The sequence below is a fragment of the Thermobifida fusca YX genome (genome assembly GCF_000012405.1).
Taxonomy (GTDB): domain Bacteria; phylum Actinomycetota; class Actinomycetes; order Streptosporangiales; family Streptosporangiaceae; genus Thermobifida; species Thermobifida fusca.
The window spans coordinates 881,478-896,588 of sequence record NC_007333.1; the positions used below are offsets into that span (position 1 = coordinate 881,478).

10 protein-coding genes are annotated in these 15,111 nt (G+C 67.7%); 7 read left to right on the top strand and 3 right to left on the bottom strand.

Translation table 11 applies throughout. From position 1 onward, the window contains the following. The first annotated feature begins 6 nt into the window (after positions 1-6). The 6 genes from TFU_RS03725 to TFU_RS03750 all read left to right on the top strand — a co-directional run bounded on the left by TFU_RS03725 (position 7) and on the right by TFU_RS03750 (position 9,334). Entirely contained in the window at positions 7-1,359 is a 1,353-nt protein-coding gene (locus TFU_RS03725) for a M50 family metallopeptidase (RefSeq protein WP_011291195.1), read from the top strand. Between the two features lie 267 nt (positions 1,360-1,626). Beyond that, the gene (gene ispG / locus TFU_RS03730) at positions 1,627-2,784 is read left to right on the top strand and encodes a flavodoxin-dependent (E)-4-hydroxy-3-methylbut-2-enyl-diphosphate synthase (protein WP_011291196.1); all 1,158 of its coding nucleotides are present in this window, start codon (positions 1,627-1,629) and stop codon (positions 2,782-2,784) included. A gap of 177 nt (positions 2,785-2,961) precedes the next feature. Beyond that, on the top strand, positions 2,962-4,527 hold the full coding sequence (locus TFU_RS03735) for an alpha/beta fold hydrolase (RefSeq protein ID WP_011291197.1): 1,566 nt from the start codon (positions 2,962-2,964) through the stop codon (positions 4,525-4,527). Positions 4,528-4,671: 144 nt separating this feature from the next. After that, the gene (locus TFU_RS03740; RefSeq protein WP_011291198.1) at positions 4,672-5,514 is read left to right on the top strand and encodes a GNAT family N-acetyltransferase; all 843 of its coding nucleotides are present in this window, start codon (positions 4,672-4,674) and stop codon (positions 5,512-5,514) included. Between the two features lie 410 nt (positions 5,515-5,924). Then, a complete protein-coding gene (locus TFU_RS03745) occupies positions 5,925-7,961 on the top strand; it encodes a vWA domain-containing protein (protein WP_011291199.1) in 2,037 nt (678 codons plus the stop codon). Between the two features lie 8 nt (positions 7,962-7,969). Further along, positions 7,970-9,334, top strand: a complete 1,365-nt coding sequence (locus TFU_RS03750; protein WP_011291200.1) for an extracellular solute-binding protein — start codon at positions 7,970-7,972, stop codon at positions 9,332-9,334. Here the strand turns inward: TFU_RS03750 and TFU_RS03755 are convergent, their stop codons facing one another. After that, positions 9,335-10,309 (bottom strand): ATP-binding protein, encoded by a 975-nt coding sequence (locus TFU_RS03755; protein ID WP_011291201.1) that lies wholly within the window; start codon positions 10,307-10,309, stop codon positions 9,335-9,337. A 383-nt stretch (positions 10,310-10,692) separates the two neighbouring features. Between TFU_RS03755 and TFU_RS03760 the strand changes: the two genes are divergently transcribed. Further along, positions 10,693-11,187, top strand: a complete 495-nt coding sequence (locus TFU_RS03760; RefSeq protein WP_011291202.1) for an ATP-binding protein — start codon at positions 10,693-10,695, stop codon at positions 11,185-11,187. Between the two features lie 51 nt (positions 11,188-11,238). Here TFU_RS03760 and TFU_RS03765 read toward each other — a convergent pair whose 3' ends face one another. Beyond that, on the bottom strand, positions 11,239-12,099 hold the full coding sequence (locus TFU_RS03765) for an AMP-binding protein (RefSeq protein ID WP_011291203.1): 861 nt from the start codon (positions 12,097-12,099) through the stop codon (positions 11,239-11,241). A gap of 492 nt (positions 12,100-12,591) precedes the next feature. Beyond that, positions 12,592-14,991: a tetratricopeptide repeat protein gene (locus tag TFU_RS03770; protein ID WP_011291204.1), complete on the bottom strand. Its 2,400-nt coding sequence runs from the start codon at positions 14,989-14,991 to the stop codon at positions 12,592-12,594. Positions 14,992-15,111: the final 120 nt, after the last annotated feature.

The window sequence follows — 15,111 nt, forward strand, 5'->3', positions numbered from 1 at the left end:
ACGTACATGGTGGCGTTGCTGACCGTGCTGGGGATCGTCCTCATGATCCTCGGCCTGCTGTTCTCAATCGCCTGGCATGAGCTGGGACACCTGGTACCGGCCAAGCTGTTCGGTATCCGCTGCACCCAGTACATGGTCGGCTTCGGAAAAACGCTGTGGTCGGTCAAACGCGGCGACACCGAGTACGGCCTCAAAGCGATCCCGCTCGGCGGATACGTGCGCATGGTCGGGATGATCCCGCCCGCCGCGCCCGCCGACCCCGACAAGCCCATGTCGCGGTGGCGCGCCATGATCGAGGACGCGCGTGAAGCGTCCTACGTGGAAGTCGAACCCGGCGACGAAGACCGGCAGTTCTACCAGCGGCCGCCGTGGAAACGGCTCATCGTCATGTTCGGCGGGCCGTTCATGAACCTCGTCCTGGCCGTGGTCCTGTTCGCGGTCCTGCTCATGGGGATCGGCGTCTACCAGCCCACCACCGTGGTCGGCGCCGTCCACGAATGCGTGGTGCCCGCCACCGCGGCGACCAGCGAATGCCCGGAGGACGCCGACCCGTCCCCCGCTGCCGCGGCCGGGCTGCAAGTCGGCGACCGGATCGTCGCGGTCAACGGCCAGCCCACCCCCGACTGGGAGGCCGTGCAGTCCGCGATCCGCGCGCACATCGGTCCCGGCACGGTCGACGTGATCCGGGACGGCGAGAAGATCACCCTGCACGCCGACTTCATCGAAAACCAGGTGGTGAAACGGGACGAGGACGGCAACACGGTCGTCCGCCGGGACGCCGACGGCGATCCGATCCTCGACGAGGAAGGACGGCAGATCCCGGAGACGGTCACCGCCGGCTTCCTCGGTTTCGCGCCGCAAGAGCAGCGGCAGACGCTCAGCGCCGCAGAGACCGCTGCGTTCTTCGGTGACACCGTGGTCTCCGTCGGCAAGGCGATCATCACGCTGCCGTCGAAGATCCCCGACGTGTTCGCGGCGGCGTTCCTCGGCGCGGAACGCACCCCCGACTCCCCCGTCGGCGTGGTCGGCGCCTCCCGCATCAGCGGCGAGATCCTCGCGATGCCCGCCCCCGTCCTGGACCGGGTCGCGATGCTGATCAACCTGCTGGCCGGGATCAACCTGTTCCTCTTCGCCTTCAACATGCTGCCGATCCTGCCGCTGGACGGCGGGCATATCGTCGGCGCGCTGTGGGAGTCGGTCCGCCGCTGGACCGCCCGGATCTTCAAACGCCCCGACCCCGGACCTTTCGATGTGGCCCAGCTCATGCCCGTGGCCTACATCATGGTCGCCTGCTTCGTGGGCTTCAGTCTGATGCTGCTGGTCGCCGACATCGTCAACCCGGTCCGCCTGATCTACTAGCAGCCCGGGGAGTACCTTCGGTGATACGTCGGCAACACACAGGTGAACCAGCGGGAATGCCTGGGCGAAGTCCGAGGCGTTCCCAGCCCGACCATGGCAGGGAACGGTGCCCGATCCGGGTAGCCTTGTGACACATCGACTCACGGCGAGGTCTCCATCCCCCGTGCCCTGCCGCGACGCAGGTCTGCGCCGCGGCGACGTTCCCCGGTAACCAAGTAAGTCGAGCGATGCCGTCGGCCACCCCGGCGGCCAGCGAGGTGAAATCGCGTGTCCGTCGATCTCGGAATGCCCGTTGCTCCTCCGCAGCCGCTGGCGCCGCGCCGCAAAACGCGGCAGGTCATGGTCGGCAACGTCCCCGTGGGCGGCGACGCTCCTATCTCGGTGCAGTCGATGACCACCACGGTCACCGCGGACATCAACGCCACGCTGCAGCAGATCGCCGAGCTGACCGCGGCGGGGTGCCAGATCGTGCGGGTCGCGGTGCCGAGCGCCGACGACGCTGAAGCGCTGCCGATCATCGCGAAGAAATCGCAGATCCCGGTGATCGCCGACATCCACTTCCAGCCCAAGTACGTGTTCGCCGCGATCGACGCGGGCTGCGCGGCGGTACGCGTCAACCCGGGCAACATCAAGAAGTTCGACGACAAGGTCGGGGAGATCGCCAAGGCCGCCTCTGAAGCGGGGATCCCGATCCGGATCGGCGTCAACGCCGGGTCGCTGGACAAGCGGCTGCTCGCCAAGTACGGCAAGGCCACGGCCGAAGCGCTCGTGGAATCAGCCCTGTGGGAGTGCTCCCTGTTCGAAGAGCACGGCTTCCACGACATCAAGATCTCGGTCAAGCACCACGACCCGGTCGTCATGATCCGCGCCTACCGGATGCTCGCCGAACGCTGCGACTACCCGCTGCACCTGGGGGTCACCGAAGCGGGCCCGGCCTTCCAAGGCACGATCAAGTCCGCGGTGGCTTTCGGTGCACTGCTGGCCGAAGGTATCGGCGACACGATCCGGGTCTCCCTGTCGGCTCCCCCCGCGGAAGAGGTCAAGGTCGGCATCCAGATCCTGGAGTCGCTCGGGCTGCGGCAGCGCGGCCTGGAGATCGTCTCCTGCCCGAGCTGCGGACGGGCCCAAGTCGACGTCTACACCCTCGCCAACCGGGTCACCGCGGGCCTGGAAGGGCTGGACGTGCCGCTGCGCGTGGCGGTCATGGGATGCGTGGTCAACGGCCCCGGTGAGGCCCGTGAAGCGGACCTGGGCGTGGCCTCCGGCAACGGCAAGGGCCAGATCTTCGTCAAGGGCAAGGTCATCAAGACGGTGCCGGAGTCGCAGATCGTGGAAACCCTGATCGAGGAGGCTCTGCGGATCGCTGAGGAGATGCGCGCCGAAGGCGTGCCCTCGGGCCAGCCCAGCGTGGACGTGGCGGGCTAGACCGCACAGTCTTCGCGCGGGGGCCGGACCGGCCCCCCTTTTTTTGGTGGGACACCGGTCCTGAAACACCGGAGACCCCAGCCCTGCCCGCGGGGAGGGGAGTGTCGTTTCCTGACTCTGCGGCCCCGCCTCGGCAGAATGCCCCCGGAACTGCTGTCACTCACAGAGGCGGGATCAATGCGGTACGTGGTGGCGAAGCTGGTCGGGGCTGTGGTGGCGGGCGTGCTGGCCGCCTCCGGGACGGCTGTGCCCGCGGCAGCGGACGACATCCTGGACTGGTCTGAGTGCGCCGACCTGGAACCCCCCGACGACGAGATCCTGCTGGAGTGCGCGGAACTCAGCGTCCCCCTCGACCACGGGCGCGGCCCGTCCGCTGGCGAGACCGTGGTGCTCGCCCTCTCCCGGGTGCCGGCGAGCGGGCAGCGGCGCGGGGTGCTGGTCGTCAACCCGGGAGGCCCAGGCAGTCCCGGCCGTGCCTGGGCGGGCATTGTCGCTATGCGGCTCCCTGACGACCTGCGCGCCGCCTACGACGTCGTGGGCTTCGACCCGCGGGGGACAGGCGCGTCCCGGCCCGCTGTCGTCTGCGATCCCGCCTACTTCGCCCCGGTGCGCCCCGACACGGTTCCCGCGGACGAGCAGGCCGAGCAAGAGCTCGTGGACCGGGCCGCCGCCTATGCGCGCGCCTGCGCGGAGCATTCAGGGCCCCTCCTGCACCACATGACCACCGTGGACCACGCCACCGACCTGGACGCTCTCCGGCGGGCGCTCGGCGTGGCGCAGATCGACTACCTCGGCTACTCGTACGGCACCTACCTGGGCGCGGTCTATGCCACCCGCTACCCCGAGCGGGTGCGCCGCCTCGTGCTGGACAGCATCGTCCACCCTGGTCGGCCCTGGTATGAGGGGAACGTGGCGCAGAGCCGCTCCCTGGACGCCACTGCCCGCCACTTCTTCGCCTGGGCTGCCCGCCACCACGACACCTACGGGCTGGGAACCACGGGGGACCAGGTCGCCGACCGCTACTTTGCGCTGCGGGACGAACTGGCCCGGCAGCCGCTCGCCGGTCTCCTCGGCCCCACCGAGCTGGAGACCCTCGTCCTCTACGTCGCCTACACCAGCGCGGCCTGGCCGCCGATCGCCCAAGCCCTGTCCGCGCAGGTCGTCCACGACGACAGCACCCTGCTGCTGGACCTCCACGAGAGGTTGGGGGAAGACGCCGCCAGCCACCCCGAGTACGGGGCCTACCTGGCCACCGAGTGCACGGATGCGCCGTGGCCTGCCGACTGGGGGAGGTGGCGGGAGGACGCGGTGAAAACCCACCGCGACGCACCCTTCATCGCGTGGAACAACGTCTGGTACAACGCGCCGTGTCGATTCTGGTCCGCCCCGGCCCGTCCCTGGTTCGACGTGGACGGCACCGCGGTGGACAGCGCCCTGCTCCTGCACGCCACCGCGGACGGGCCGACCCCGGTGGACGGGGCCTATGCGATGCGGGCCCGGTTCCCGCACGGGCGGTTCGTCATCGAAGACGGGGGAGTGGACCACGGTATTTCGCTCAGCGGCAACCCGTGCATCGACGACACGCTCACCGCCTATCTGCGCGACGGTACCCTGCCCGCCGCGCAGGGCGGAGCTGACGGCGCCGACCTGACCTGCGCGGCCCGGCCCTTGCCGGAACCGTCCCCTGTACAGAAGGACAGTGAAGACGCCCGGACAGTCCTCCGATACGCCCAAGAAAGGTGATCTTGCGGTAAATCATGGTCGGCAAACCGTCAAACCGGTAAGAAAAGAGCGCAGCAGTGCGTTTCCCGTACCGGTACCGCGGCTACGATTGCCCTGAGGCGGAAGCCGATCCCGCCCTGGAAACGCGCAGGTGAGGTGATACGGATGCTACGGACCTCGCCGATCCGGGTGCTTGGGGAACGGGACTATCCCGAGGTGTGCGCGCTGCTTGACCGGGATCCGGTCGGGAACGTGTTCGTCGCCTCCCGGCTGCGCGTCGCGGGCCTGGATCCTGCGCGGCTCGGCGCGGAAGTGTGGGGGTACATCGAAGACGAAGCCATTACCGCGCTGTGCTACGCGGGTGCGAACCTGATCCCCGTCAACGCGGGTCCCGAAGCGATCCGACACTTCGCCAACCGCGCTCGCTGGCAGGGGCGGCGCTGCTCGTCGATCGTGGGGCCGATCCCGGCCGTGACCGACCTGTGGCGCAGGCTGCGGCCCTACTGGGGGCCTGCCCGGGCAATCCGGGCCCGGCAACCGGTGATGGCCACCTCCCAGGAGCCTGCGGTGCCCGCCGACCCGCTCGTGCGGCGGGTCCGGCTCGACGAGCTGGGCATCCTGCTGCCTGCCAGTATCGCCATGTTCACCGAAGAAGTCGGGCTGCCCCCGGATGTCGGGGACGGCGGCCTGCTGTATCGGGCCCGGGTGGAGGAACTGATCCGGATGGGCCGCGCATTCGCCCGGATCGAGGACGGCCGGGTGGTGTTCAAAGCGGAGATCGGCGCGGTCACCCCGCGGGCCTGCCAAATACAGGGGGTCTGGGTGCATCCGGAGCTGCGGGGCCGCGGCCACGCGGTGGCCGGGATGGCTGCCGTGGTGCGGTATGCGCTCGCGGAATTCGCCCCTGTCGTCACCCTCTACGTCAACGACTTCAACGCTCCGGCCCGCGCCGTCTACCGCAAAGTGGGTTTTGAAGAGATCGGCGAAGTCATGTCGATCCTGTTCTAGCCGGCCGCCGCCCCCTCGACCGGGGGGCTTTCTGCCACCGCGAATCTCCGTAGACCGGGGTGGAGGCGTGCCCGCGCTCCACTGGCAGGCTGCTGCACGGAATTCGTTCCGATCTGATGAGCGGAATGATTACGACCCATGGTGACGGAATAGCGGTTCTGTATTACGCATCGGAATTCCGTGAAAACAGAGCGTGGTCGAGTGTTTTGGTGGGTCGCGACGACGTTGGAAAATGTCGCGAAAGGTGAAGAGGGTTATGTATGGCCACGTCACGGGTAAAGTCTGACCAATTGGAGCAACCACACATAGGGTGGAAAATGTGATTGACGACGCATATCCTGGAGTGCCTAAAGGAGGTGGCGTAGGCGGTCCCGGCCAGTCACCTTTGTGGCTTTGGAGTCCGCCCTGACATGACCCAGACCGACCAGCGCGGTACGACAAAAAAGTCCAAATCTTTCATATTCGTCGCCGCCACAGTTCTCTCCTCGTTCTTCATCGCCCTGTGGCAGGAGTTCTTGGGGCAGACCCTCGGCGCGCTGCTGGGAGACCTCCTCTGGGTCGGCTCGCTCCTCCTCTTCTCCGGGTCCCTCATCTTGCTCCTCGCGCACGCACAGCGGGACAGCCCGCACGAAGGACTCCGCCTCGTCGCTAAAACGCTGCCTGACTCGCCCGTCACCGGATACGTCCTCACCGTGCTGGCCGGGATCGCCGCGGCCGCTTTCCTCGCCCCCTGGATCTGGCCGATACTGCGGCCCGCGTGCCCGATCCCCACCCAGATCGTCGTCGCCACCGCGACAGACAGTGAAGCGGTGCTGCGAGCCGCCGCCGACAAATACGAGATCATGCGCCGTGACGAAAACGGCGGATGCCGACCGGCAGACGTGGTGGTCTACTCGGCGGGAACGACAGAAGTCGTCCAGAAGACTTTGCAGAACAACTGGCAGCTTCCCACCACCGCGGAACCCGGATCCGGATCAACAGGGCCTAGTTATCTCATCGACCGCTCTTTAGGAGCCAAACCCCATTACTGGATTCCTGAATCCACTGTTGAATACCTCGATTTAGTGAACCCGGTTGATAAGCGGATCATCAAGAGCGCGGAACTCGACCACAACGAAGAGGCAGGAGGGCTCGAATACCTGGGGGCCACGCGGCTGACCCCGCTGGTCTGGGCGGTTCCCACGACATTTCCCCACGACGTGGAACCGGGAATTCCCTACGACGACCCGGACGTGAACTGGGCGCGCCCCGGACTGCGGTGGACCTCGGTGGGACGGCTGCACGGCGCCCACCAGACCCGCCTGCTGGTGGAAGACGACCGGATACTCGACGTGGAAGAAGCCGAGGCCCGTTTCGTTGGGGACGAGGGGGCGGACAGCAGCGCGGCGCTTCTATGCCGCCTCGGCACAGGGTCCGACACGGTCGCGCTGGTCAGTGAAGCGGCCCTGTACCGGGCCTACCACGCCAGCGACAGCGTCTCCCCTGACTGCCCGGAGGGGATCAGAACCGACCTGGTCCCCCGCTACAGTCCGGACCTTCCCTTCCTCGACCATCCGCTCATCCGGGTGAACTGGGAGACGGTAGAGCCCGACGACATCACCAAGGAACGCCGGAAGTTCGAAGACTTCCTCCTCGACCTCGCCGACGACGAGGAGGCGTACCGCAGCTCCGGCGTCTACGCCGGATACCGGTCGGTGACCGGGCAGGGTGCTGCGGCCGCCGAGCTGGCGGCCGGCCACGGCGTCTCGCGGGAAGGGGAAATCCCCCAGTGGGCGGCCCAGTTCGACGCCGTGGAATGGTTCTCCTGGGCGACCCGGGCGAAGACCGCGCACGAGAAAGCCGCCGAACCCGCGACCGTGCTGCTCGCCTTCGACCGTTCCACGTCGATGGCTTCGCTCCCGCAGCAGTTCGACGCTGCCCGCACCGCTGCGACCACGATCATCCGGGACCTGCGGGAACAGGACCGCTTCGGACTGTGGTCCTATCCGGCGGGCGACACCGGGGCAGCCGCGACCACCGCCGCCACCCTCGTGGACATGGTGCACCGCGACGAACTCCCTCAAGGGTTGATCTCCGCAGTGGAAGGGCTCACCCCCATCTACCGGCCCACCCCGCTGCGCGAAGTGATCCGCGACGGGGTGCTCGCCCTGGAAAAAGAGCAGGCCCCCCAAGCGGTCCTCGTGGTCATCACCGACGGGGTGCGCATCCAGGACGACCCCGGGCTGGGCCAGGAGGAACTGGAGCGGGTGCTCGACGAGAGCGACGTACGCGTGCGGATCATCGCGGTCGGCGGGGGAGCCCAGCAGGCCGAGGAGCAGAACGCGTGCGAGGTGGGACTCCTGCCCCAGCTCACCGAGCACCCGAATGTCGAATGCCGCGCCGCTGACGAGGGCAGGGCGGACGAGAGTGCGCGCGGCGTAGCCGAGGAAGCACGTGGCGGGAGGTAGTGCGGGAAGTGCGGAGGATAGCGGCCGCGGCGGCAGCGCTGGCCGTACTGGCGGCGGCCGCATGCGAGGTGGAGGAGGACCGGATCATCTACCTGGCGACCGGCCGGGACGTCAGCGGCAACAACCTCTACCTCAGTCTCATCCAGGAGTGGAACAGAGCCCACCAGAAGGAGGGCTACCGCGCCTACCTCGTGGAACTGCCGGGGAGCGCCGATGAGCAGTACGCGGAGATGGTCCGCGACGCCCAGAGCGGCAGCCCCGAGTACGACATCATCAACATTGACAACCAGTTCATCGCCATGTTCGCCGAGGCCGGGTGGATCAAAGAGATCGGCCCTGGCTGGGCAGAGGCCAACGGGTTCCCTGACGCGGACGGCACCGCCCTGCTGGAAGGGACGTTCCGGGAGAAGCTGATCCGGTCGGTGACCTACGAGGATGAGGCCTACGCGGTCCCCTTCACCGCGGACGTGGGCATGCTCTACTACCGCCGGGACCTGGTCGGCCAGGGGTCGCTGACCGCGGGGCGCACGTTCCACGAGATCCTCGCAGAGCTCGCGGACGCCGCGGAAGGCACCGACGTCGACCACCTCTACATCGGGCAGTTCGCCCAGTACGAGGGGTTCATGGTCAACACGATGGAGATCGTCGCCGGGGAGCAGGGGAGGCTCATCGTCCCCGGTGAGCAGCGCCTCGCCGACATCCACCGCAACGGGGCGGAACACCAGGCGCTCAACCTCATCGCAGCCAGTTTCGAGGACGGCACCTTCCACCCTGCCGCGTTGGACAGCAACGAAGAGGAGGCATACGTCCGCTTCCTCAGCGGGGAGACGGTGGCGATGCGCAACTGGCCGATCTGGTACCGCCGACTGCTCATCGCGTCCACGGAGAACGACTCCGGGCATGCCTCCGAGTACGCGGTGGAGGCCCTGCCCGGAGCGGTCCTAGGCGGGCAGAGTCTCGCGCTGGCAGCGGAAACCCCCCACGAGGAAGCCGCGCTCGACCTCATCCGCTTCCTCACCGGGGAGGAACAGCAGCAGCTTCTGTTCTACTGCGGCGGGTACGCCCCCACCCGCCAGGACATCTACGTGAACAAGCTGTCCCCGGAACAGGCCGCGCAGTTGTGCGCCTCCTACGAGATCACAGGGGAGGACGCCTGGCACAACCAGGCCAACCAGCTCTTGGACACGATCCGACTGGCGATCGACGACGCCCAGCTCCGGCCGGTCACCCCCTACTATTCGCAGTTCAGCGAGGAGGTCTTCTCCGGTCTGCACCCGATGTTCGCGGACGCGCTCCACGGCGCGGTCCCGCTCGATGCCAAGCGGTTGGCGCAGGTGTATACGGCGGCGGACAGGGCGCTTGACGGGAGCTGATCAGCACCACTGCCGGGACGCGGCCAGCGCCTCAGGCCCCATGGTGAACTCGGGGTCCACCTGGGCGGCCAGGTCGACCCCGGTTGCGGCGTTGGCCCATTTCTCAGCGTTGCGCAGGTGGAACTCGACGGTCTGGCGGGTGAACTTCTCCCAGTCCTGTTCGGCCGCGTCCACGAGGTCGCGCATGCGGGCGAGCGCTTTGAGGTTGTCCTCTTCCAGTTCGGCGAGGTCGAGGAACCGTCCTTTCTCCATGGCGCGCACGAAGCCGGAGTGGGTGAGGCAGACGGTGAGGGCGTCGCCGACGTGGTCGCGGAGGAACTCCACGTCGTCCGGTCCGTGCACTTTGTTGCCGATGACGTGCACGGTCACGTCGTAGTCGCGGGCGTAGTCGACGTACTGGCGGTAGACGCCGACTCCGCGCACCGTGGGCTCAGCGACGAGGAAGGTGACGTCGAAGCGGGTGAACAGGCCTGAGGCGAAGGAGTCCGCTCCGGCGGTCATGTCCACGACGACGTACTCGCCGGGGCCGTCCACCAGGTGGTTGAGGTACATCTCGACCGCGCCCACTTTGGAGTGGTAGCAGGAGACGCCCAGGTCGTCTTCGCTGAACGGTCCGGTGAGCATGAGGAGCACTCCGCCGATGTCGCGGCCGAAGCGCTGGTGCACCGGGTTGTCTGCGGAGAGGTCGAGGAGCCGGGAACCCCGCCCGGGCGGGGTGGTTTTCACCATCTGCTCCGCGGAGGCGATCCGCGGGTTGCGGCCGCGGAGGATCTCTTTGAGGTCGGTGAGGTGGCTGCCGAGCGGGGGGATCGTGCTGAGCTCGGCGGGTGAGGCGCCCAGCGCGGTGCCGAGGTGTTGGTTGATGTCGGCGTCGATCGCGACCACGGGGACGCCGCAGTGCGCGAGATAGCGGGAGAAGAGGGCGGACAGGGTGGTTTTCCCGCTGCCGCCTTTGCCGACGAATGCGATCTTCATGCGGACTCCCTCTGCTGGTCTTGAGATGGTGGCGTACCGGCCATCGGTGGTCACCGTGCGTGTCCACCATGCTATTGGAAACGATTATCGTTTTCTTTCCAGAGTAGAGAAAGGATTGAATAACGATTCAGTCGCTTATTGAATAAGGGGTGGTATCGAATCTGTGGAGGGGGTCGCTGTTGCCGGAACGTTGCCGCGCGAAAGGGATATCCATGCCCCTGACGTGGAATTCTTTGTGCTACCTCTGCGGGACACGTGACCGTGTTTTGCGGGGCTGCTGTATCCGGAAAACCGTTGGTGTGCTGTCCTGTTATTGAGTTCCGCCATGACGGCTTCGCGGGCGTGCGATCCTGGCGGTCCCACCGAAGAGCGATGGGAGTGACATGGGGACGACCGATTCACAGGAGGTGCGCACCTTCGCTTCCGCTGATACCTCCAGTGCGCCCGTGGTCGACCCCGTGGAGTACACCGGTTCGACCACTGACCACACGGTGTGGAGCTGCGTCGGCAACCTCACCGCGGTCCGCTCCATCCGATCCCGGGTCCGCGAGTTCCTCGGCCGCACCGGATGCGCTGAGCACGTCCGGGACGACGCCGAGCTCGCGGTCAGTGAACTGGCTACGAACGCCCTGCTGCACTCCCGGTCAGGTCAGATCGGCGGAGTGATGACCCTGTTCATCAGGGTCGATTCCCGGACCGTGCGCGTGGCAGTCGCCGACCAGGGCCGCAAAGACCCCCACGTGAGCGACGTGATCAGTCGGGAAGACCAGAACGAGTACGGGCGGGGCAAGCTCATCGTCGAGAACTGCTCCTCCCGCAGCGGCGAGTACTGGACTGAGGCCACCCATGTCGCCTGGTTCGAGATCGACCTGCGATGAGTGCGGGGACACGGCCGGGGCCGCGGCCAGCCCAACGCGGCCCCGGCCGTGTCATGCGGGGCGGAGGCTCATGCGAGACGGCAGCGGGACTCCCCGGACCACGGCCTGGTGAGCGCGGAGAGCCGTAGCTGCGACCGTCGCGTTCTCATCCGCCAAGGAAAGCACCGAGGCGCCGTTCCACAGCGCGACCGCAGCCAGGATGTACCGGTCGCACTCGGTCATCCCGTTCTCCAGCACCACGGTATCCCCCCGAGAAAGACGCAACCCGGTATTCAGACGCAGGAAGTGGGCGATCAGCTCCCAAGGGGAGTGGCAGACCGTGCGAGGAGAAGCGTCCGGAAGCACCGTGTAGTCCATGAGACCGCTGCCGTGCGGACCGGGCACGGTCCCAGAGCTGCTGTGCCGCGGACCCGGGCGGAGCAGGTCAGCGAAGGGTGTCGTCTCCGGGGCGCCGCCGAACGAGACCACCTGGCGCACCCGGGAGCAGTCCGCCAGCCTGACCGCCAGGGGAGCGAGTTCCCCCGTGGCCAGGATCATCCGGGCATCCGTGTCGACCAGCACCTTGATGAGAATGTCAACGTCTGAGGACGGCTGCAAGGGGAGGGCCACGCACCCCACCGCCAGGGCAGTGCAGACGGAGACGAGCCGGGCGGTGGACACCGGGGCGAGTACGGCAACCACATCTTCCGGGTGGAGCCCGCGACTGCGCAACCCCGCGGCAGCGCGGTAGACCACGCCGGCGAACTCGGCGCCGCTCATCCGCATCCCCTTGTGGTCGGCGACCATGCCGGAGTCCACGCAGTAGCGCAACCGGTCCAGCAGGCCGTGGATGAGCGACCCGTTCTGGAGTCCTCCGCGCGACGGGTGCACGGAGGACTCGCTGCCGGTGCAGGGCCGTCGCTCGACCCTCATGTGCCTCCCCCGGTTTCCCAGTGCTCCTCCCCGGTGGACGCGCCCCGGGTTCGCCACGCCCCCTCCACGTGGCGAACCCGGGGAGTCCCGCGGTCAATGCCGCGGGTCGCTTCCCCTCACAGCAACCCGCGGCGGTCGACGCCCTCAGTAGAGCCACGGCCGTCCTCCCACCGCGTGCCGTGGTCTCCGTAGCGTGCCCAAGGGCGTGATGAGGTGACCGGGGACACCGTGACGGGTGCGCCCCAACGGCGTGCGGGCCGACCGCGGTACTCTGCGCGTCACAACCGCACGGAAGAAAGACTACCCCCACAGAAATCGTCTGCACATGCATTTTCCCGTGCATATGCATATGTAGATTCCGGGTTTGGGGGTATGTAGACAGCTTTTCCGCAGTTCAAAGAAGGGGCCACCGGTGAAGGCATAGCGTACCCGCTGCAGCCGTGCCGCAAAAGAACGCACTCCCTCCGCAGGCCACTCTTCACAAAACGGACATCAACGGTTGATCCACGCAGCGATCTGGTTTCGGGAGGTGAACCCCAGTTTCGTGTTGATATTGGCCACGTGCCGGGCCACTGTTGCCGGACTGATGAACAGCCGTTCCGCAATCGACCGGTTGCTCATCCCCTGGCCAATCAGCTCGGCCACCTCGCGCTCCCGCGGGGTGAGCACCGCCTCGTCCGCGTCGAGCAGCGGAGCAGCATCCGACGCCGCCCCCGCTTCCGCCACCTGCACAGCGGCACAGACCGCCTCGTCAGAGTCCATGCGGCGGCCCTCCTCCCACCGCAGCGTGAACGTCCCGCCCTGCAGCGGCCACTTCTTCCGCGGGGCGGGATGCCCAGAACGCTCCCGGAGCGCATCCGCCGCCCCCGCCAACCGGGTGGCCTCGTCCGCACGCCCCTCGGCCAGCGCCACCTTGGCGATCGCAAGCAGTCCGCGGGCCGTCCCCAGCCGCTGCCCGGTGTTGTGGCAGAGCGTCAGACTCTCCTGCAGGCAGCGGTAGGCTTCCGCGACCTTGCCCTGACTGGCCAAGACCCGGCCCACCCCGGCCAGGCAGCGGGCCAGCTCCGGGGGACCGCCGATCATCCGCTGAATGTCCAAAGCCTCCCGGAAGCACCGCTCTGCCCCGCGGAGATCCCCGCTCGCTTCCGCGACCCGGCCCCGGCCGATGAGCGTGATCCCCACCCCCCACCAGTGGTCGATCGTGCGCAGCAGGGTCAGCGCCTCCTCGTAGCGGTCCCGGGCCTCCTCCCACCGGCCCTGCCGGGCCGCCAACGCCCCCTGGGTGCTGCGGGCAATCCCCTCGTTCCACGGGTCGTCGGTGGCGCGCGTCAACGTGACCGACTCGGCAAGCCGCTGCTCAGCCCGGTCAAACCGTCCCGCGCGGATATCGCTCATCGCCAGAATGTTCAACCCCAGCGCCACCGACCCGTGGTCCCCCGCCTGCTGGCAGAGCCGGAGCCCTTCCTCGCCGATCGTGACCGCGTGAGACGGGTCAGCGCGGTCCCACGCCAGTTCAGCCCGGCGCACCATCGCCTGCCCGCGCAGCGTCTCATCGGCGCAGTCCATGGCCAAGAAACGGTCGGTCCAATAGGCCCCCTCCGCGAGCAGACCGTTGACCATCCAATACGGGCGCAGCGCCACACACAGCCGCAGCCCTTCAACAACGTCCCCGCGCTCCGCCGACCAGGTGAGCGCGGTCCGCACATTGTCGCGCTCCGCGCACACCCGCTGGAACGCGGAGAACCGCTGCTCCCACGAGACGCCGTACCCGGCGACGGCATAGTGCGCCAGCTCTTCAGCGAGCGCCAGGACCTGCTCCCGGTGGCGCAGCCGCAGCCGCGTCTCCTCCCCGCTCTCCGCCAGCCGGGCTAACGCGTACTGCCGGATCGTGTCCAGCATCCGGTACCGCATCCGGCCCTGGACTTCCCCGACCACGGTGACTAAGGAACGGTCCACCAGCGAGACCATCAAGTCCAACAGGCAGTGCGCGGGCAGGCTCTCATCCGCGCAGACCCGTTCAGCCAAGTCCAGATCCCAGTCGGAGAACACGGACAGCCGGCGCAACAGCCGCCGCTCCGGCTCGTCCAGCATGTCGTAGCTCCAGTCGAGGACCGCACGCAGCGTCCGCTGGCGCACCGGAGCATTCCGGTCGCCGTACGTCAGCATGGTGAACCGGTCGCGGAGCCGTTCGGCGATCTGCGCGACCGACAGCAGCCGCACCCGGGCGGCAGCCAGTTCGATCCCCAAGGGGATGCCGTCGAGGCGGCGGCAGATCGTCGCGATCGCCTCCAACCGCTCGGGTGTCACGGTGAAATCGTGGGCATGCGCGCGGGCCCGGTCCACGAACAACTGGACGGATTCCGCTTCGAGCGGGTCCCCGTGGCCGGGGTCAGGCACGGTCAACGGCGGGACCCGCCACAGCGCCTCCCCTTCGATATGCAGCGGTTCCCGGCTGGTCACCAGGAAAGAGACGTTCGGGCAGCGGGGCAGCAGCTGCTCGATCACGGAAGCGACGTGCTGGACCGCGTGCTCGCAGTTGTCCAACACCAGCAGCAGGCGGCGGGAACGCAGCAGGTCGACGAGGACCTGGTCGGGAGCGCACTCGTGGTCGCTCCGCACCCCGAGGACGCACGCAATCCGCGCCGCCACCGCCTCGCGGGTCGTGGTCTCGGACATTTCGCACAGCCACACGCCGTCGGAGAACCGGTCCACTGCCTGCGCCGCGGCCCGCAGAGCCAGCCGAGTCTTTCCGATCCCTCCCATCCCGCACAGGGTGACGACCCGGTGGACCCCCAGCAGACGGAGGATGGCATCGAGGTCGCGGGCACGGCCGACGAAACTGTCGAGTTCCAGGGGAAGGTTCTGCTGCACCTGCGTCGTATTCGTTGCCATGGACTCCGGTGAGATCAGGCGGTGGGGAAACGCGACATTATGCTCAGTCGAGGACGGGTGGGGGGAATGACAGACTGAAACGGAAGAAACGAACGTCACATTCTGTCTTAGTGGTTATTG

Excerpts from the sequence above, each read along its gene's own strand:
- TFU_RS03740 (WP_011291198.1), top strand. The coding sequence starts at position 4,672 with ATGCTACGGACCTCGCCGATCCGGGTGCTTGGGGAACGGGACTATCCC.
- TFU_RS03725 (WP_011291195.1), top strand. The coding sequence starts at position 7 with ATGGTGGCGTTGCTGACCGTGCTGGGGATCGTCCTCATGATCCTCGGC.
- TFU_RS03765 (WP_011291203.1), bottom strand. The coding sequence starts at position 12,099 with ATGAGGGTCGAGCGACGGCCCTGCACCGGCAGCGAGTCCTCCGTGCAC.
- TFU_RS03760 (WP_011291202.1), top strand. The coding sequence starts at position 10,693 with ATGGGGACGACCGATTCACAGGAGGTGCGCACCTTCGCTTCCGCTGAT.
- TFU_RS03735 (WP_011291197.1), top strand. The coding sequence starts at position 2,962 with ATGCGGTACGTGGTGGCGAAGCTGGTCGGGGCTGTGGTGGCGGGCGTG.
- TFU_RS03770 (WP_011291204.1), bottom strand. The coding sequence starts at position 14,991 with ATGGCAACGAATACGACGCAGGTGCAGCAGAACCTTCCCCTGGAACTC.
- TFU_RS03755 (WP_011291201.1), bottom strand. The coding sequence starts at position 10,309 with ATGAAGATCGCATTCGTCGGCAAAGGCGGCAGCGGGAAAACCACCCTG.
- TFU_RS03745 (WP_011291199.1), top strand. The coding sequence starts at position 5,925 with ATGACCCAGACCGACCAGCGCGGTACGACAAAAAAGTCCAAATCTTTC.